Genomic DNA, 17761 nt, shown 5'->3' with positions numbered 1-17761 from the left:
CGGGCCGCACGATGAGTGAGACCGAGGGGCTCGTCTCGGCGTACGTCAGCGACGCCGATCGGGACGCGGAGGCCACGGTGCGGCCGAGGCGGCTGGCCGAGTTCATCGCCCAGGATCGGGTACGCGACCAGCTCGACCTGTTGTTGCAGGGCGCGATGCGGCGGGGGTCGCCGCCGGACCACATCCTGCTGTCCGGCCCACCCGGGTTGGGTAAGACGAGTCTGGCCAACATCGTCGCCGCCGAGCTGGGCGCGGGCATCCGGGTGACCAGCGGCCCGGCGATCGAGCGTTCCGGCGATCTGGCGGCGATCCTCACCAGCCTCGCCGAGGGCGACGTGCTCTTCATCGACGAGATCCATCGGATCGCGCGGCCGGCAGAGGAGTTGCTGTACAGCGCGATGGAGGACTTCCGGGTCGACGTGGTGGTGGGCAAGGGGCCCGGGGCGACGGCGATCCCGCTGGACGTCGAGCCGTTCACCCTGGTCGGCGCGACGACCCGTTCGGGTCTGTTGACCGGGCCGATGCGGGACCGGTTCGGCTTCGTGGCGCACCTCGACTTCTACGCGCCGGCGGATCTGGAGACGCTGCTGCACCGTTCGGCGCGGATCCTGGGGGTGCCGATCACCCCGGAGGGCGCCACCGAGATCGCCGGTCGGTCCCGGGGCACGCCCCGGATCGCGAACCGGCTGCTGCGCCGGGTCCGCGACTACGCCGAGGTCCGGGCGGACGGGGTGGTCGATCTCGACACGGCGCGTGCGGCCCTGATCGTGTACGACGTGGACGCGCTCGGCCTGGACCGGCTGGACCGGGCGGTGTTGACCGCGTTGGTCGACTCGTTCCGGGGCGGCCCGGTCGGGTTGTCCACCCTCGCGGTGGCGGTGGGGGAGCAGCCGGACACGGTCGAGGAGGTCTGCGAGCCGTTCCTGGTGCGGGCTGGGCTGTTGGCCCGTACGCCGAGGGGGCGGGTGGCGACCGAGGCCGCTTGGCGGCATCTGGGGCGCACGCCACCGAATGGTACATTTGGTGCGGATAGCGCACCTGTGCCCGACTTGTTCTCCTTGGACGTCGATCAGCCGTGATGTGAACGTGATCTGTGCCGCATTCGGCGTTCCCAGGTGCAGGGTTTAGACTTCGCCGCGGTCTGTACAGGACGTGAGAATCCGCCTCCGCTCCGGCACCCCGGTGCCGGGCAGGTGGCCAATGGGAAGGTCAGTAACCGTGCAATTGGCAGCAGCGGGTGGCGGGGCCGGCGGTTTCACGCCGATCCTGATGATCGCCCTGCTCTTCGGTGTCATGTACTTCATGATGATCCGGCCGCAGCAGAAGCGCCGCAAAGAGGCAGAGGCGATGCAGTCCAACCTCGGCCCCGGCGACGAGGTCGTGACCATCGGTGGGCTCTACGGCACTGTCACCGGCATCGAGGACGACACCGTCCTGATCGAGGTCGCCCCGGGCGTGCAGACCCGGTACGCCCGCCCGGCCATCGCGCGGGTGGTCACCCGCGCGGAGCTGCCGAGCGAGCCGGTCACCGAGGACGCGGACACCGTCAAGGAGTGACCCCTTCCCTCGGGGAGCGGCGATTGCGGCGTACGGCCGGGCCGCCTTCCGGGGTCGTCGCGCCCGGACGGGGCAGCGGGCGAGACGTGAAAACTGGATAGTTGGGTCGACGCCGGGCGTCGGCACGTTCCCGTGACCGTCGGCGTTCCGCGCCGGGGGCGCCCGGTCCTCGTGTCGGCATTCCGTCGGCTCAAGGCAGACCCGTCGGGCGGGACCCCCGGCCCGACACCGCCGCCGCTGTGACAGCGGCGCGACCGTACAGGGAGACAGGACAGCCGTGGCACCACCTCAGGGACAGATGCGCCCCGGGCGGCAGCTCGCCGTGCTCGGGTTCATCTTCGTGGTCCTCTATCTTCTGGTGTTCTTCGCCGGCGCCAGCGGCAGCTGGAAGGACCGGCTCGAGCCCAAGCTCGGCCTGGACCTCATCGGCGGCACGCGGGTGACACTGGAGGCGACCAACAGCGTCGACGGCAAGCCCCCGACGGCGGAGAACCTCGAGGAGGCCCGCGAGATCATCGAGAGTCGGGTCAACGCGTTCGGCGTGGCCGAGGCCGAGGTGGTCACCGAGGGCAACCGCAACATCGTCATCTCCCTGCCCGGTGAGAACCGGAACCTCGACGACGTGGGCGAAGCGGCCGAGTTGCGCTTCCGCAAGGTGCTCAAGGGCGCGTCCGGCAGCGGGGTGGCCGAGGCGCCGCCCGCCGCCACGCCGACCCCGTCCGGCAGCGCCGCGCCGACCGGCAGCGCGACCCCGTCCGGTGCCGCGACCCCGTCCGGCAGCGCCTCGCCGAAGGTGACCTCGTCGCCCAGCGGCGGTCAGGGCGGGATGGCCCCGGCGTCGCCCAGCGCCACGCCTACCCCCTCCGCGTCCGCCACGGCCTCGCCGAGCGCCGCCGCGCCGAGCGCCAGCACCGAGCCGGTGCCGGCCAGCGTCGAACAGCAGCGCAAGGTCGTCGAGCAGAAGGTCGGCGCCGCCGCGTGGCAGGCCGCCAACGGATTGCAGGCCCCAGCCGATCTGACCGCCGATCCGTCGTTGGCCGAGAAGCTCAAGCCGTTCGGCACGCTGTCTCCGCAGGAGGTCGCGGTGCTGCCGGCGCAGATGCAGTTCAACGTGCCGACGATCGGCTGCGCGCAGCTCGACCAGCGCCCCCCGGCGTCGATCTCCGACCCGAAGCAGCAGGTGGTCTCCTGCGAGGACGGCGCGACGAAGTACCTGCTCGACCAGGCCAAGGTCGAAGGCACCGACGTGTCCGACGCCGACGCGGTGCTCGACCAGACCAACGCCTGGGTGGTCAGCCTGGACTTCACCGGCGACGGCCAGGGCAAGTGGACCTCGCTGACCCGTGAGGCGTTCAACAACGAGGGTCAGGCCTGCGACGCGACCGCCCTGGGCCAGGACGGCAAGTGCCGAGTGGCCGTCGTGCTGGACAACAAGATCGTCTCCTCCCCGGAGATCCAGGGCGTGCTGACCGGCAACTCTCAGATCACCGGCACCTTCACCCAGAAGGACGCCAGCACCCTCGCCGGTCAGCTCCGCTACGGCGCGCTGCCGGTGACCTTCGAGCAGCAGGAAGCGCAGAACGTCACCGCCACGCTGGGTGCCAGCCACCTGCGCGCCGGTCTGCTCGCTGCCGGCATCGGCATGCTGCTGGTCATCATCTACGCGTTCTTCTACTACCGGCTGCTCGGCTCGGTGATCTTCCTGAGCCTCATCCTCTCCGCGCTGCTGGTCTTCGGCGCGCTGGTGGTGCTCGGCCGGCAGATCGGCTTCACGCTCACCCTCGCCGGCATCGCCGGAATGATCGTCTCGCTCGGTGTGGCGGCGGACTCGTTCGTCATCTACTTCGAACGACTGAAAGACGAGATCCGGGAGGGGCGCAGCCCGCGTAGCGCGGTGCCCCGCGCCTGGATCCGGGCCCGTCGGACGATCATCTCGGCCAACGCGATCACCCTGCTCTCCGCCGTGGTGCTCTACGTGGTCTCGGTCGGCACCGTCAAGGGCTTCGCGTTCGCGCTCGGCCTCGCCACCGTGCTGGACCTGGTCGTGGTCTTCCTCTTCCGGCACCCGATCATGACGATGTTCGCCCGGACCCAGGCGTTCCTGTCCCCGCGGGTCAGCGGTCTGGGCCGAGCACTGCCGGCTCGTAACCAGCCGACTCAGCCCCGCAACCCGCGCGCCAAGGAGGCCTGAGATGGCTGAAAACGGTTTGGCGAGCCGCCTCTACAACGGCGAGGCCGGTCTCAACATCGTCGGTCGACGCAAGCTCTGGTTCGGCGTCGCCGGAGTCCTGGTCCTGATCGCGATCCTCAGCTTCTCGATCCGTGGGTTCAGCCTGGGCATCGAGTTCGCCGGCGGCAACTCGTTCCAGGTGCCGGCCAGCGTCGGCACCCTGGACGACGCCGAGCGGGAGGTCAACTCGGCCCTCGCCGCCGAGAACACCGGCGTCACGGTGGCCACCACGCAGAAGGTCGGCGGTCCGGGCGGCGACTCCTACGAGCTCCGCACCCCGCAGCTCACCGCCGACCAGGCCACCGCGGTCAAGGCCCAGATCGCCGAGGATCTCGGCATCAGCGCCGACCAGATCAGCGACAACCAGGTCAGTGAGGCCTGGGGCAGCCAGGTGACCGAGCGGGCCCTACTCGGTCTGGTCATCTTCATCGCGCTGGTGATGGTCTACCTGATCCTGCGGTTCGAGTGGCGGATGGCCGTGGCCGCGGTAGCCTCGCTGATCACGAACCTGATCCTCACCGCCGGCATCTACTCGCTGGTCGGCTTCGAGGTCACCCCGTCGACGATCATCGGCTTCCTCACCATCCTGGGCTTCGCGCTCTACGACGTGGTGGTGGTCTTCGACAAGGTCCAGGAGAACACCCGGGGCATCACCGCCAACAACAACCAGACGTACGCCGAGGCGTCCAACCTGGCCGTCAACCAGAGCCTGATGCGGTCGTTGAACACCTCGGTGGTGGCCCTGCTGCCGGTCGGTGGTCTGCTCTTCATCGGTGCCGGCCTGCTCGGTGCCGGCACGCTGAAGGACCTGGGTCTGGTGCTGTTCGTCGGTATGGCGGTGGCGTTCCTGACCTCCATCCTGGTGGCCACGCCGCTGCTGGCGCTGTTGAAGAACTACGACCCGCGGATCCAGGCGCACAACAAGCGCGTCCTGACCCGGCGGGGCGCGATCGGCCGCGGCGAGGTCACCGGTAAGGGTGCTGCCGCGAGCCCGGTGGCCCAGGCCGACGCGACCGACGAGCCGGTCGACCAGGACGCCGCCGCGCTGGCCGGTGCCGCCCCCAAGGTGGGCGCTCGGCCGGCGGGCAAGCGGTCCACCGGTGCCCGGGGCGGTCGCCCGGGTGGTGGCGGCAACCGTCCGGGTGGCGCCAAGCGGCGCTGACCCGACAGGAAACACCCGAACGGCGTCCGGCATGCTGTTGCCGGACGCCGTTCGTCGTCGAAGGAGAGCGAAACAGCCGTGACGGAGACCCACAGCGCCGCAGTGCACGGGGACAGTGGCCCGGAGGTGGCCCGACTGGTCGCCAGTCGGGTGCTGGACGTGCCCGACTTTCCCAAGCCCGGCGTCATGTTCAAGGACCTGATGCCACTGTTCGCCGACGGCGCGGTCTTCCGTGAGGTGATCGACGGGATCGTCGCCCACCACGGGCGGGACACCTTCGACGTGGTGGTCGGCATCGAGGCGCGCGGGTTCGTCGTCGCGGCGGCCATCGCGTACGCGACCGGGGTGGGCGTGGTGCCGGTGCGCAAGGCCGGCAAGCTGCCGCGCCCCGCGCACTCGGTCTCCTACGAGTTGGAGTACGGCGAGGCCACCCTCGAAGTGCACGAGGACGCCTTCACCGCCGGGCACCGGGTGTTGGTGGTCGACGACGTGCTGGCCACCGGTGGCACGGCCGAGGCGACGCTGGACCTGGTCGAGCGGGCCGGCGGCACCGTCGCCGGCTTCACGGTGCTGCTGGAACTCGGCTTCCTGGGTGGGCGCGAGCGACTGGCGCCGCGTCCCGTCCACGCCCTGTTGACTGTTTGAGCCGGTCGGTACTCTGCTGACCGTTTGGTCCCGGACCGGTCGGATGGACGCGGCGCCGACCGTCCGGCGGAGCGGCAGGGGGCCGTCCGTGCGGGTAGCATTGCCCTTTGCTGACGCCGGCGGTATCCCCGTCCGGCGGGCGAGACCAGGCCGGCCGATCTTCGGTCGGCGTGTTTCCGGCGAGCGGTGAGGAGGCCGGTGTCCCACGATGTCGTCCCTCCGGCGGAGGGCACGGTGCACCCGACAGGCGACGCTGACGGCTCGGTGACCGACCCGACAGGCGACGCGCCGGCCCGGGTGACGGGCAACGGCAACGGCTCCGGCCGGGCTCCCGGCGAGAGCGCGGTGAATCCGACCAGCGGCCCGCCGAGCGTCGAGGCGTCCCCTGGCGCCGATGGCGTCGTGGTGCCGTTCCCGACCGACGCCGGCATCGACCCGTCACCCAGCGGCGGGTTCGGGCTGTCCAACGCGCCCACCGGTCGGCGGGTCCGGGCCCGGCTGGCCCGGTTCAACGCGCCCTGGCAGACCTCCCAGGTCAGCGAGGTGCTGGAGCCGCTCATCGCCAGCCACCGGGACAACCACCCCAAGGCGGACGCCCGGCTGCTCCAGCGCGCCTTCGACACGGCCGCGCGGTGGCACTCCGGGCAGTACCGCAAGTCCGGTGACCCCTACATCACCCACCCCCTCGCCGTGGCGACGATCCTCGGCAACCTGGGGATGGACACCACCACGCTGGTCGCCGCGCTGCTGCACGACACCATCGAGGACACCGAGTACACCCTCGACCAGATGCGCGCCGACTTCGGTGGCGAGGTCGCCCTGCTGGTCGACGGCGTCACCAAGCTCGACAAGGTCAAGCTGGGTGACGCGGCCAAGGCCGAGACGATCCGCAAGATGGTCGTGGCCATGGCCAAGGACCCGCGGGTGCTGGTGATCAAGCTGGCCGACCGGCTGCACAACATGCGCACCCTGACCTTCCTGCCCCGCCCCAAGCAGGAGCAGAAGGCCAAGGAGACGCTGGAGATCCTGGCGCCGCTGGCGCACCGGCTCGGTATGAACACGATCAAGTGGGAGCTGGAGGACCTGTCCTTCGGCACGCTGTTCCCGAAGCGCTACGAGGAGATCAACCGGCTGATCGGGGAGCACCAGCCGCAGCGTGAGGCGCTGCTGCGGCAGGTGACGCAGAAGGTGCAGACCGACCTGAAGGCCGCCAAGATCAAGGCGGAGACCACCGGCCGGCCGAAGCACCTCTACTCGATCTACCAGAAGATGATCGTGCGGGGTCGCGACTTCAACGACATCTACGACCTGGTCGGTGTGCGGATCCTGGTCGACACGGTTCGGGACTGCTACGCGGCGCTGGGGGTCATCCACGCCAACTGGCAGCCGGTGCCGGGCCGGTTCAAGGACTACATCGCGATGCCCAAGTTCAACATGTACCAGTCGTTGCACACCACGGTCATCGGACCCACCGGCAAGCCGGTGGAGATGCAGATCCGCACGTACGCGATGCACCGCACCGCGGAGTTCGGCATCGCCGCGCACTGGAAGTACAAGGAGCACAAGGGCACGCAGATCGTCGGCCCGCCCGCGCACATCGACGAGATGACCTGGCTGCGGCAGTTGCTCGACTGGCAGCGTGAGGCGGCCGACCCGAGCGAGTTCCTCGACGCGCTGCGCTTCGACCTGTCCAGCCAGGAGGTGTACGTCTTCACCCCGAAGGGTGACGTCATCCCGCTTCCGACCGGGTCGACGCCAGTGGACTTCGCGTACGCGGTGCACACCGAGGTGGGGCACAAGTGCATCGGCGCGCGGGTCAACGGCAAGCTGGTGCCGCTGGAGTCGACGCTGTCCAACGGCGACGTGATCGAGATCTTCACGTCGAAGTCCGAGACGGCCGGCCCGACGCAGGACTGGCTGGGCTTCGTCAAGAGCCCGCGCGCCCGGACGAAGATCCGCCAGTACTTCAACAAGGAGCGGCGCGAGGAGGCGATCGAGGCCGGCAAGGACGCGATCGTCAAGGCGATGCGCAAGCAGGGCATGCCGTTGCAGCGGATGCTCACCTCCGACGCGCTCATGTCGATCGCCCGGGACCTGCACCTGGCCGATGTGGCGTCGCTCTACGCGGCGGTCGGCGACAGTCAGGTCTCCGCGCAGTCGGTGGTGCAGAAGCTGATGGCCGCGTACGGCGGCGAGGAGGGCGCGGCGGAGGACATCGCCGAGACCGCCGTCGCCACCCGGCCGCCACGCAGCCGGCAGAGCAGCAGCGACCCGGGCGTGGTGGTCCGAGGCGTCAGCGACGTCTGGATCAAGCTGGCCCGCTGCTGCACCCCGGTCCCACCGGACTCGGTGTTCGGCTTCGTCACCCGCTCCGGCGGGGTCAGCGTGCACCGCGACGACTGCGCCAACGCCGAGGACCTGCGCGCGCAGAGCGAGCGGGTCGTCGAGGTGAGTTGGAAGCTCACCTCCGCGTCGACGTTCCTGGTCGCCATCCAGGTCGAGGCCCTGGACCGGCACAAGCTGCTGGCCGACGTCACCAGGGTGCTCTCCGACGAGCGGGTCAACATCCTCTCCGCTACCGTCACCACCACCCGCGACCGGGTGGCGGTGAGCCGGTTCAGCTTCGAGATGGCCGACCCGAAGCACCTGGGCCACCTGCTGGCCACGGTTCGCAAGGTCGACGGCGTCTTCGACGCCTACCGGGTCACCTCCGGGGCCTGAGCGCCCGTACCCCGTACCCTGGGAACACGACAGCGCCCGCCGGCTCAGCCGGCGGGCGCTTCGTCGTGCGCGTGGGGTCAGCCCTGCGGGTTGCTCATCGTGAGGTCCTTGATGATGACCTCCTTCTTCGGGTGGCCGCCGCCGGCCTGCTGGGCGAACGCCCCGTCGTCGCCGGCCTTGGCCACGTCCTTGACCAGGTCCATGCCGCCGGTGATGGTGCCCAGCACGGTGTACGCCGGGTCCAGCGGCGAGTCGCCGTAGACGATGAAGAACTGGCTGCCGGTGCTCCCGGCATCCTGCGACTTGGCCATCGCGATGACGCCCTCCGGGTACGGCGGGCGCTTGTCGGTGGGCAGGTTCTCCTCGGCCATGCGGTAGCTCGGGCCGCCCTGGCCGTCGGTGTCCCTCCAGCCGTTGCCGGTGGCGCTGGGGTCACCGCACTGCAACACCTTGATGCCCTCGCTCACGAGGCGGTGGCACTTGGTGTTGTCGAAGAAGTTCTTCTCCGCGAGGTAGGTGAAGCTGCCCGCCGTGCACGGCACCAGCGAGCGGTCGACCTTGGCCGTGATCGGGCCGAGGTTGGTGTCGATCGTCATGGTCTGCACGCCCGTGGCGGACTGTTGGTTGCTCGGTAACCCCACGTCCTTGATCTGCGGGGGCCGCTGGTCGGTGGGCAGCGCGTTGTACGCGCACTCGGCCGCACCGGCCGCCGGCGCGGCGGTGTCGCCCTTGTCGTCGTCGCCGCCGAGGCTCACCGCCAGCCAGACGGTGCCGGCGACCACGAGCACCAGCGCGGCAGCCGCGCTGACGATCGCCGTCGTCTGCCGGCGCTTGCGGGCCTTGGCCGCGCGCTCGGCCATCTCCTTCTCGAGCCGGGCGCGTGCCGCCGCGCGCTGCCGCTCTCTGGTGGACGTCACGCCTGGATCCTCCTGGCTGTCTGCTGCTGGGTGCCGCTTGGGTGGTTGGTGGCGCCCGGTCAGCCGGCGCTCGGGCTGCTGGCCGGGGTGCCGGAGGCCGACGGAGCCGGTGCCGCACCGGTGACCGGCTCACCGACCGTGAGGCTCTGGATCGTCACATCGGTGCTGGGCTTGACCTTCGCCCCGGTCCCATTGTCCACGGTCGGGAGGGCGCCGATCTTCTCCACCACGTCAAGCCCGCCGGTCACCCGGCCGATGACCGGGTACTTCGGGTCGGCGGTGGTGAAGTCCTTGAAGAAGATCAGGAACTGGCTGCCGTTGCTGCCAGGCGGGTTGGAGACCATCGTCACCGTGCCCTTGGGGTACGTCGGCGGCTGGCCGGGGGCCGGGCTGGCCGACGGCGACGCCGACGGCACGGTCGGCACCTCTTCGTCGTAGAACGAGTAGGTCGGCCCACCAAGACCCGTGCCGCTGGGGTCGCCGCAGCGCAGCGCGCCCTCGGCGGTGATCTCGTGGCACTTGGTGTTGTCGTAGAACGACCGGCTCGCCAGGTGGGCGATGCTCGCCGCCGCGCACGGAGAGTTGGTCAGGTTCAGTTCCGCGGTGATCGGCGCGCCCTGGTTGGTGGTCACGGTCATCGCCCGGGTGCCGTCGGTGGGCAGATCCTTGGTGGCCGGCGTGCCGACGTCCTTGAGGTTGGTGTTGGCCGTCGCGTCCTGTGGCGTCCAGAGGCAGGTGTCCTCCGCGGCCGTGTTCTGCTTCGGGTCGGAGTCGAAGGCCCCGAGCGCCCAGGCTGAGCCGGCCACGACCAGCACGAGGATCAGAGCGGCGCCGACTCCGGCCTGGATCTGCCGTCGGCGCCGCGTCGAGGCGGCCCGGCGGGCCAACTGCCGGTCGAGCTTGGCCCGCGCCAGTTTGCGCTGCCGGTCCCTGCTGGAAGCCACCGGTGCTCCCCTTTCCTCTACCTGGTCGTCGCCGGCGGCCGGTCGCCCCGGCCCGTCCGGGCGTCACGTGTGCCGCGCCACACGCCCGCCAGAGTGTACGGCTAGTGACTGGGAATGTGGTGTACGAGGTCCACCCCATCCCGAGCAGCGCTTATCGGAGGTTGTCACTGTGCCTGACGGGACGTGTGGGACGGACGCGGCAAACTCGCTCGGCCCGCCCGATAGGCTGCTGTGCAGGACGACAGCTGCTCGACGGAAAGGACAGCGCCTGTGCTCGTGGCCGGCTTTCCCGCGGACGCCTTCGGCACCAACTGCTACGTGGTTGCCACCGCGCCGGGGGAGCAGTGCGTGGTGGTCGACCCGGGCATCGGGGTGCTCGACCAGCTCGACGCGCTGCTCGCCGAGCACCGCCTGCATCCGGCCGCCGTGCTGCTCACCCACGGCCACCTCGACCACACCTTCTCGGTCGCGCCGGTCTGCGGCGCACGCGGCATCACGGCGTACGTGCACCCCGGTGACCGGGAGATGTTGGCCGACCCGTCGAAGGGCCTCTCGACCGACCTGACGTCGCTCTTCGGCGGCCGGCTGAGCTACACCGAGCCGGAGGACGTGGCGGAGTTGACCGACGGCGCCACCCTCACGCTCGCCGGCCTGGAGATCGCCGTCGACCATGCGCCGGGCCATACCGGCGGGTCGGTGCTGTTCCGGCTGCCGGGCGCGGGGTCGGGCTGGGAGGCTGACGAGCTGTGCCTCTCCGGTGACGTCCTCTTCGCCGGGTCGATCGGCCGCACCGACCTGCCGGGCGGGAGCATGCCGGCCATGCTCACCAGCCTGCGCGACAAGATCCTTCCGCTGGCCGACGACACCGTCGTGCTGCCCGGCCACGGCCCCAGCACCACCATCGGCCGCGAGCGCGCCAGCAACCCGTACCTCATCGAGGTGGCTGGCACGTCGCCGGCCGCTCCCACCCGGGGCCTCTAGATCTTCTGTCCGCGCCGCGCGCGGACCCACGACACCACCGCGCCACCGGCGCGGAACCGCAAGGAGTACGCCGATGAGCAAGCCCACGCCCATCTCCGGCTTCCCGGAGTGGACTCCCGGACAGCGGATGATCGAGCAGTTCGTGCTCGACAGGATCCGGGCCACCTTCGAGCTGTACGGCTTCGCGCCGCTGGAGACCCGCGCCGTGGAGCCGCTGGACCAGCTGCTGCGCAAGGGCGAGACCTCGAAGGAGGTCTACGTGATCCGGCGGCTGCACGCCGACGCCGAGGGTGCCGGTGGTGACGACCAGCTCGGCCTGCACTTCGACCTGACCGTGCCGTTCGCCCGATACGTGTTGGAGAACGCCGGCAAGTTGAGCTTCCCGTTCCGCCGCTACCAGATCCAGAAGGTGTGGCGGGGCGAGCGGCCGCAGGAGGGCCGCTACCGGGAGTTCGTCCAGGCCGACATCGACATCGTCGACCGGGACACTCTGGCCGCGCACCACGAGGCGGAGATGCCGCTGGTCATCGGCGACGCCTTGCGGTCGTTGCCGATCCCGCCGGTGACGATCCAGGTCAACAACCGCAAGATCTGCGAGGGTTTCTACCGGGGCATCGGGCTGACCGACCCGGAGGCGGCGCTGCGGGCCGTGGACAAGCTCGACAAGATCGGCCCGGCGAAGGTGGCCGAGCTGCTGGCCCAGACCGCCGGGGCGAGCGAGGCGCAGGCCAAGGCGTGCCTGGCGCTGGCCGAGATCTCCGCCCCGGACGCCTCGTTCGCCGACGCCGTCCGGGCGCTCGGGGTGAGCGACCCGCTGCTCGACGAGGGCATCGAGGAGCTGGTCCGGGTGGTGGACACCGCCGCCGAGCACTCGCCCGGCCTCTGCGTGGCGGACCTGCGCATCGCCCGTGGGCTGGATTACTACACGGGCACCGTCTACGAGACCCAGCTGCGCGGCTACGAGCGCTTCGGCTCCATCTGCTCCGGCGGCCGGTACGACAATCTGGCCAGCGCCGGCGCTGTCTCGTACCCGGGGGTGGGGATCTCGATCGGGGTGACCCGGCTGCTCGGTCTGCTCTTCGGCGCGGGGGAGCTGTCGGTCTCGCGGGAGGTGCCGACCGCCGTGCTCGTCGCGGTGACCAGCGAGGAGCACCGTACGGCCAGCAACCGGGTGGCCGAGGCGCTGCGGCGGCGCGGGGTGCCGACCGAGGTGTCGCCGAGCGCGGCGAAGTTCGGCAAGCAGATCCGTTACGCCGAGCGGCGCGGAATCCCGTACGTGTGGTTCCCCGGTGCCGAGGGAGCGCCGGACGAGGTGAAGGACATCCGCTCCGGTGAGCAGGTCACGGCGGGTGCGGGGGAGTGGACGCCACCCCCGGGAGACCTCAAACCCACTGTCGGTTGAGCGTCCCCACTGGCGCTGACGGCCGCGGGGACCTACGGTAGCGTAAGTTACGCCACCGTAGGGAGTTTCTCGTGACCGTCAGCACCACAGTGAGCCAGACCGCGCTGCTCGTCGAGTTGGAGCCGGTTGTCGCACGCAACCTGGACCGCCACCTCTCGCTCGCCAAGGAGTGGTTCCCGCACGAGTACGTGCCGTGGAGTGAAGGGCGGACCTTCGACGGGCCGCTCGGCGGCGAGGCGTGGTCACCGACCGACTCCACCATCCCGGACGTGGCCCGCACCGCGCTGATCGTGAACCTGCTGACCGAGGACAACCTGCCCTCGTACCACCACGAGATCGCGACCCTGTTCGGACGCGACGGCGCGTGGGGCACCTGGGTGCACCGGTGGACCGCCGAGGAGGGCCGGCACGGCGTCGCGATCCGCGACTACCTGACCGTCAGCCGGGCGGTCGACCCGGTGGCGTTGGAGCGGGCCCGGATGACGCACATGTCGGAGGGCTACACCAACGCCCACGGCGACGAGGTGCTGCACTCGCTGGCGTACGTCTCGTTCCAGGAGCTGGCCACCCGCATCTCGCACCGCAACACCGGCAAGGCCACCGGCGACCCCACCTGCGAGGCGCTGCTGGCCCGGGTGGCCGCCGACGAGAACCTGCACATGGTCTTCTACCGCAACCTGCTCGCTGCCGCGTTCGAGCTGGCCCCGAGTCAGGCCATGCGGGCCGTCGCCGACGTGGTGGCCGATTTCCAGATGCCGGGCAGCGGCATCGACGGGTTCGCCCGCAAGTCGGTGGCGATCGCCCTGGCCGGCATCTACGACCTGCGCCAGCACCGCGACGAGGTGCTGCAGCCGGTCCTGCGTCAGTGGGACGTCTTCAACGTGACCGGCCTCAACGCCGACGGTGAGGCCGCCCGCGAGCAGCTCGCCGCCCAGTTGGAGAGCCTGGACCGCGCCGCGAGCCGCTTCGAGGAGAAGCGCGACGCCCGAGCCGCCCGCCTAGCCCTCCGCTAAAACCCAACCCCCCACCCCCCACCCCCCACCCCCATCCACCCCACCCCACCCCTTGCCCAGCCCTTGTTGATCATGAGGTTGGCGGGTCTGTCCATCTTCGAAGCGCCCGCTAACCCCATGATCACCGCGGCGAGGGCGGGCGTGAGGGGAGGGTCAGGGGTCAGGGGTCGGGGTCAGGGTCGGGGGAGGGGGAGGAGGAGGCAGGTGCTGGTGGCGTGGGCTACCAGGCGGTCGGTGGCGTCGGTGATGCGGGCCTCGGCCAGGGCCGTACGGCGGCCGCGTTGCAGCACGGTGCCCTCGCAGCGCAGGGTGCCGCTGTCGACGGTGACCGGGCGGAGGAACTTCACGTTGAGGTCCAGCGAGGTGTAGCCCACCCCGGCGGGCAGGGTGGTGTGCACGGCGCACGCCGCGGCGGTGTCCAGCAGGGTCGAGAGCACGCCACCGTGGACGCTGCCGAGCGGGTTGTAGTGGAACTCCTGTGGAGTCAGCTCGACGACGACACGGCCCTCGTCGGCTTCCATCCTGGCCATGTCGAGAAGGTGCATCACCGGCGGCGCGGCCAGCTCGCCGGCGATCATCGCCCGGAGCATGTCGAGGCCGCTTCGCCGACCGACCTGGGCGGCGTTGGTCGCCGGGTCCGCCCACGTGAAGGTACGGCTACGCACTGGGTCCTGCGTCTGCGTCATGGACGCAGCCTGGCAGCCTGTTGCTGAGTCTGTCAACGAGATCTAGCCTGGTCGGATGCGACCCGCGGCTCTGGACTGGTCAGTGGAGAACTGCACCATCGCCCGCGCGATGGAGGTCCTCGGTGAGCGGTGGACGCTGGTGGTCCTCCGTGAGGTGTTCACCGGCGTGCGCCGCTTCGATGACATGCGGGTACGCACCGGCATTCCGCGCCAGGTGCTGACCAACCGGCTCGCCACCCTGGTGGAGCAGGGCGTGCTCGGTCGCGAGCCGTACCGGGAGCCCGGCAGTCGGCTGCGCCACGAGTACCGGCTCACGGACAAGGGCCTGGACCTGTGGCCGGTGCTGGTCGCCGTCCTCGCGTGGGGCGACCGGTACCTCGCCGACGCGGAGGGCCCACCGTTGCGCGTCACGCACCGCGACTGCGGCGCCGAGGTACGCGCCGACCTGCGCTGCGCCGACGGCCACGACGTGGGCCAGCCACGTGACGTGGTGCCCAGCCCGGGCCCCGGTGCCCGACGCCGTACCCCCTGACCCGACGCCCGCCGCGCCCCGCGCTGAGCGGAGACTCGGAGAAGGCATTGATGACCGTACGCGCCGAAAGTGTGGCGGTCGTCGATTGGGCGTGACGGTGGCTGTTCGCCAACGTGTCGGGGGTGTTGCGGCCGCGCGGCCAGACGGGGTCGACGAATTCGGGCGAATCCAAGCCTTGTTAATGATCTTAAGTATGTGAATACTTCAGTCTCATCCGGCCGGTTTCCCCAGATCGGCCGGGTTGCCCTCGGGTCAGCCGCCCCCGGTAGACCCGCTCCCCCGCCCAGGAGGTTTGTTACATGCGACCCACGAGGTCCTTATTCCGTGTTGCGGCCACAGTCGCCGTTTCCGGAACCCTGGTCGTCGGCTCGCTCATCGGCGCGCCCGCCCAGGCCGCTCCTGCCGCGTCGCCCGACGCCGCCGCCGCGATCTCCGCGGAACTCGGCGACCGTTCCGCCGGCTCGTACATCGACGCCAGCGGCAAGTCCGTCGTCACGGTGACCGATGCCGCCGCCGCCAGCAAGGCGAGCAAGGCCGGCGCCGTCGTCCGCTACGTCACCCGCGGCGCCGCCGAGCTCAACCGGGCCACGGCCGAGCTGGAGCGCTCCGCCAAGATCCCGGGCACCGCCTGGTGGAGTGACCCGGTCACCAACCAGGTCGTCGTCTCCGTCGACAGCACCGTCACCGGTGCCAAGCTGGAGCGGGTCAAGGCCGCCGCCGCGCGCGCCAACGGCGCGGTCCGGGTCGAGGCCGAGGCGGGCGTGCTGAGCACCCGGATCTCCGGCGGCCAGGCCATCTACGCCGGCGGGGGCGGGCGCTGCTCGCTCGGCTTCAACGTGCGCAGTGGCAGCACCTACTCCTTCGTGACGGCCGGGCACTGCACCAACATCTCGGCCAGCTGGTACTCCAACTCCGCTCAGACCGCGCTGCTCGGCAGCCGTACCGGCACCAGCTTCCCGGGCAACGACTACGGCATCGTGCGGCACAACAACTCGGCCAACGCCGCCGGCAACGTCTCCCTCTACAACGGCAGCTTCCGGGACATCACCGGTGCCGGCAACGCCTCCGTCGGCCAGTCGGTGCAGCGCTCCGGCAGCACCACCGGCCTGCGCAGCGGCACGGTGAACGCGACCAACGCCACGGTGAACTACGCCGAGGGCTCGGTCTCCGGTCTGATCCGCACCAACGTCTGCGCCGAGCCGGGCGACAGCGGCGGCTCGCTGTTCGCCAACACCACCGCCCTGGGCCTGACCTCCGGTGGTAGCGGCAACTGCCGCACCGGTGGCACGACCTTCTTCCAGCCGGTCACCGAGGCGCTCAGCCGCTACGGCGTCAGCGTCTTCTGATCCACGCACCGCTCGCGGGCCGTCGGAACTCTCCGGCGGCCCGCGTCGCGTTGACAGCCACCGAACACGACGACGCTCAGCCGGGCCCGGACGGTCCCGGTCGACGCCGGGAGACCAGCACGGCGGCCAGCGGTACGCCCGCCTCGGCGGCCGCCGCCAGCCGCTCGGTAAGCCCGATCAATGCTCCGTCGGTGAAGAGCTCGGCGGCGAACCAGCCGACCAGCGCGAGGAGGACCACCGCCGCCGCGAGCGCCAGCCGGCGTACGACAGCCGGAGCGTGGCGGTGCTCCCGGTCGAGGGACCGCCTCGCGCGACTGGGCACCGCCAGGGCCGGCCAGACGGCCAACGCCCCGAACGCCACACCGGCGGCCACGGCGTGTGTCGTCGAGTCACCGGTCGGGTGCTGCGGGAATGCGCCCACGACCAGGGTCGCCAGCCCGCCCAGTGCGAGTAGCGCTCGGCCCGCCGGTGCGGCACTGACCAGGCCGAGCGCGGTCGTCAGGTGGCAGAGCCCCAGACCGGCCAGCCCGACCGTCATGATCCAGCGATGGTCCGCACCCGTGGCGGCGAGCGCGCTGATGGTCTGCCGCACCGGGTCGAATCCGTCGGGCTGGGCGGCCTGCGCCAGGGTCCAGCCGCCGACAAGGAACAGTGGTGCGCCGCCGGCTGACAGCAGGGCCCAACGGGGAACGGTGGACATCGGGCGATCGTAACGATGCGAGACCGGCGCTGTTTCCGGGCCGCACGCACGGGCTCACCGGCCGCCGTGCGGGCGACGGAAGGATCAGACGGGCCGCCGACTCACGACAGCCGGTCGGGGCGCCCGGAAGCGGGCCCGCTCGGTGGTCCGAGGGGATCCGGGGGTACGACGCCGATGGTCGGCAGGTCCGGGCCGACGCGTACGGTGCCGCCGGTCGACCAGGCGAGGTGCGCCCGGCGGGCGGAGAGAACCGCCAGCAGCGGCCAGAGAGAGACCGCCACCGCCGTCACCCGCTCGGCCAACCCCGTGCGGGAGCCACTGGTCACCTCGAACGCGCACCAGCCGAAGAGCACGAGCAGCACGAGCGTGGCGCTCAGCCCGACCGTCCGGCGGAACGCCCAGGGCGGCTCCGGTCGGGTGGGGTGCTCGGTGTCGTGGCCGCGCGGCAGCCGCAGTGCCGAGCCAGCCGGCCAGAGCACCAGGGCGAGAACGGCCACCGTCGCCGCGACGCCGTGGCTGAGTGAACCGCCGACCGGCGGCCGGGGGAAGGCGACGAGCGCGATGGTGGCCACCCCACCGATCGCGAGCAGGAAGCGGCTGGGCAGCCCGGCCGCGTGCAGGACGGCAGCGACCGACAGGTAGCAGCAGCCGAGCAGCACCAGGGCCACCACCATGATCCAGGCGTCGGTGGCGTCCTGTCCTGCCAGCTCGCTGATGGTGTCCCGGACGGGGTCGTACCCGACGGGCTGTCGGGCCTCCGCCACCGTCCAACCGGCCACCAGCAGCACGGGTGCCGCCGCCGCCGTGGCGACGGCCCAGTTCGGTACGGGCCGCATTTCGCCACGTTAACCGGCGCGGCTGCCGGGGGAGCCGGGTTCGCCGGTCCACCCCACCAGCGAATCGTGCCGGCCTGCCGGGTGCCCGG

General features: G+C 71.0%; 16 protein-coding genes. 11 read left to right on the top strand and 5 right to left on the bottom strand.

Going from position 1 to position 17761, the window contains the following annotated elements:
• The first annotated feature begins 11 nt into the window (after positions 1 to 11).
• The 6 genes from ruvB (at position 12) to ACIBEF_RS19145 (ending at position 8315) form a co-directional block, all read left to right on the top strand.
• Positions 12 to 1079, top strand: coding sequence for a Holliday junction branch migration DNA helicase RuvB (gene ruvB, locus ACIBEF_RS19170; protein ID WP_396794568.1), 1068 nt, complete (start codon positions 12 to 14; stop codon positions 1077 to 1079).
• A gap of 139 nt (positions 1080 to 1218) precedes the next feature.
• Positions 1219 to 1557, top strand: coding sequence for a preprotein translocase subunit YajC (gene yajC, locus ACIBEF_RS19165; RefSeq protein WP_357199605.1), 339 nt, complete (start codon positions 1219 to 1221; stop codon positions 1555 to 1557).
• A gap of 277 nt (positions 1558 to 1834) precedes the next feature.
• Entirely contained in the window at positions 1835 to 3748 is a 1914-nt protein-coding gene (gene secD / locus ACIBEF_RS19160; protein WP_396794567.1) for a protein translocase subunit SecD, read from the top strand.
• Position 3749: 1 nt separating this feature from the next.
• The gene (gene secF, locus ACIBEF_RS19155) at positions 3750 to 4949 is read left to right on the top strand and encodes a protein translocase subunit SecF (protein WP_396794566.1); all 1200 of its coding nucleotides are present in this window, start codon (positions 3750 to 3752) and stop codon (positions 4947 to 4949) included.
• A gap of 78 nt (positions 4950 to 5027) precedes the next feature.
• Complete coding sequence (locus ACIBEF_RS19150) at positions 5028 to 5594, top strand: adenine phosphoribosyltransferase (protein ID WP_396794565.1); 567 nt, start codon at positions 5028 to 5030, stop codon at positions 5592 to 5594.
• Between the two features lie 198 nt (positions 5595 to 5792).
• The gene (locus ACIBEF_RS19145; protein WP_396794564.1) at positions 5793 to 8315 is read left to right on the top strand and encodes a RelA/SpoT family protein; all 2523 of its coding nucleotides are present in this window, start codon (positions 5793 to 5795) and stop codon (positions 8313 to 8315) included.
• 77 nt (positions 8316 to 8392) lie between these two features.
• Here ACIBEF_RS19145 and ACIBEF_RS19140 read toward each other — a convergent pair whose 3' ends face one another.
• The gene (locus ACIBEF_RS19140; RefSeq protein WP_396794563.1) at positions 8393 to 9232 is read right to left on the bottom strand and encodes a peptidylprolyl isomerase; all 840 of its coding nucleotides are present in this window, start codon (positions 9230 to 9232) and stop codon (positions 8393 to 8395) included.
• 59 nt (positions 9233 to 9291) lie between these two features.
• Positions 9292 to 10176 carry a peptidylprolyl isomerase gene (locus ACIBEF_RS19135; protein ID WP_357206832.1) on the bottom strand — a complete coding sequence of 295 codons (885 nt, stop codon included), beginning with the start codon at positions 10174 to 10176 and terminating at the stop codon, positions 9292 to 9294.
• Positions 10177 to 10446: 270 nt separating this feature from the next.
• Here ACIBEF_RS19135 and ACIBEF_RS19130 point away from each other — a divergent pair, with 270 nt between their 5' ends.
• From ACIBEF_RS19130 to ACIBEF_RS19120, 3 genes are all read left to right on the top strand, one after another.
• A complete protein-coding gene (locus ACIBEF_RS19130; protein WP_238659786.1) occupies positions 10447 to 11157 on the top strand; it encodes an MBL fold metallo-hydrolase in 711 nt (236 codons plus the stop codon).
• Between the two features lie 73 nt (positions 11158 to 11230).
• Positions 11231 to 12559: a histidine--tRNA ligase gene (gene hisS, locus ACIBEF_RS19125; protein ID WP_396794562.1), complete on the top strand. Its 1329-nt coding sequence runs from the start codon at positions 11231 to 11233 to the stop codon at positions 12557 to 12559.
• 71 nt (positions 12560 to 12630) lie between these two features.
• Positions 12631 to 13572 (top strand): acyl-ACP desaturase, encoded by a 942-nt coding sequence (locus ACIBEF_RS19120; protein WP_357206828.1) that lies wholly within the window; start codon positions 12631 to 12633, stop codon positions 13570 to 13572.
• Positions 13573 to 13745: 173 nt separating this feature from the next.
• On the opposite strand, the gene ACIBEF_RS19115 is transcribed toward ACIBEF_RS19120, so the two are convergent.
• A complete protein-coding gene (locus ACIBEF_RS19115; RefSeq protein ID WP_396794561.1) occupies positions 13746 to 14258 on the bottom strand; it encodes a PaaI family thioesterase in 513 nt (170 codons plus the stop codon).
• Positions 14259 to 14313: 55 nt separating this feature from the next.
• Between ACIBEF_RS19115 and ACIBEF_RS19110 the strand changes: the two genes are divergently transcribed.
• Together ACIBEF_RS19110 and ACIBEF_RS19105 are read left to right on the top strand one after the other, a co-directional pair.
• Positions 14314 to 14790: a winged helix-turn-helix transcriptional regulator gene (locus ACIBEF_RS19110; protein ID WP_396794558.1), complete on the top strand. Its 477-nt coding sequence runs from the start codon at positions 14314 to 14316 to the stop codon at positions 14788 to 14790.
• Positions 14791 to 15089: 299 nt separating this feature from the next.
• Entirely contained in the window at positions 15090 to 16136 is a 1047-nt protein-coding gene (locus ACIBEF_RS19105) for a S1 family peptidase (RefSeq protein WP_396794557.1), read from the top strand.
• Positions 16137 to 16212: 76 nt separating this feature from the next.
• Here ACIBEF_RS19105 and ACIBEF_RS19100 read toward each other — a convergent pair whose 3' ends face one another.
• Together ACIBEF_RS19100 and ACIBEF_RS19095 are read right to left on the bottom strand one after the other, a co-directional pair.
• Positions 16213 to 16836: a DUF998 domain-containing protein gene (locus ACIBEF_RS19100; RefSeq protein WP_396794555.1), complete on the bottom strand. Its 624-nt coding sequence runs from the start codon at positions 16834 to 16836 to the stop codon at positions 16213 to 16215.
• Between the two features lie 101 nt (positions 16837 to 16937).
• Positions 16938 to 17672 (bottom strand): DUF998 domain-containing protein, encoded by a 735-nt coding sequence (locus ACIBEF_RS19095; RefSeq protein ID WP_396794554.1) that lies wholly within the window; start codon positions 17670 to 17672, stop codon positions 16938 to 16940.
• Positions 17673 to 17761: the final 89 nt, after the last annotated feature.

Source organism: Micromonospora sp. NPDC050795 (genome assembly GCF_044456785.1).
In the GTDB taxonomy this organism is placed as follows: domain Bacteria; phylum Actinomycetota; class Actinomycetes; order Mycobacteriales; family Micromonosporaceae; genus Micromonospora.
This window is presented reverse-complemented; position numbering and strand designations above follow the sequence as displayed.

Coding starts and splice junctions, on each gene's coding strand:
- ACIBEF_RS19100 (WP_396794555.1), bottom strand. CDS start 16,836: ATGTCCACCGTTCCCCGTTGGGCCCTGCTGTCAGCCGGCGGCGCACCA.
- ruvB (WP_396794568.1), top strand. CDS start 12: ATGAGTGAGACCGAGGGGCTCGTCTCGGCGTACGTCAGCGACGCCGAT.
- ACIBEF_RS19105 (WP_396794557.1), top strand. CDS start 15,090: ATGCGACCCACGAGGTCCTTATTCCGTGTTGCGGCCACAGTCGCCGTT.
- ACIBEF_RS19115 (WP_396794561.1), bottom strand. CDS start 14,258: ATGACGCAGACGCAGGACCCAGTGCGTAGCCGTACCTTCACGTGGGCG.
- secF (WP_396794566.1), top strand. CDS start 3,750: ATGGCTGAAAACGGTTTGGCGAGCCGCCTCTACAACGGCGAGGCCGGT.
- ACIBEF_RS19095 (WP_396794554.1), bottom strand. CDS start 17,672: ATGCGGCCCGTACCGAACTGGGCCGTCGCCACGGCGGCGGCGGCACCC.
- hisS (WP_396794562.1), top strand. CDS start 11,231: ATGAGCAAGCCCACGCCCATCTCCGGCTTCCCGGAGTGGACTCCCGGA.
- ACIBEF_RS19110 (WP_396794558.1), top strand. CDS start 14,314: ATGCGACCCGCGGCTCTGGACTGGTCAGTGGAGAACTGCACCATCGCC.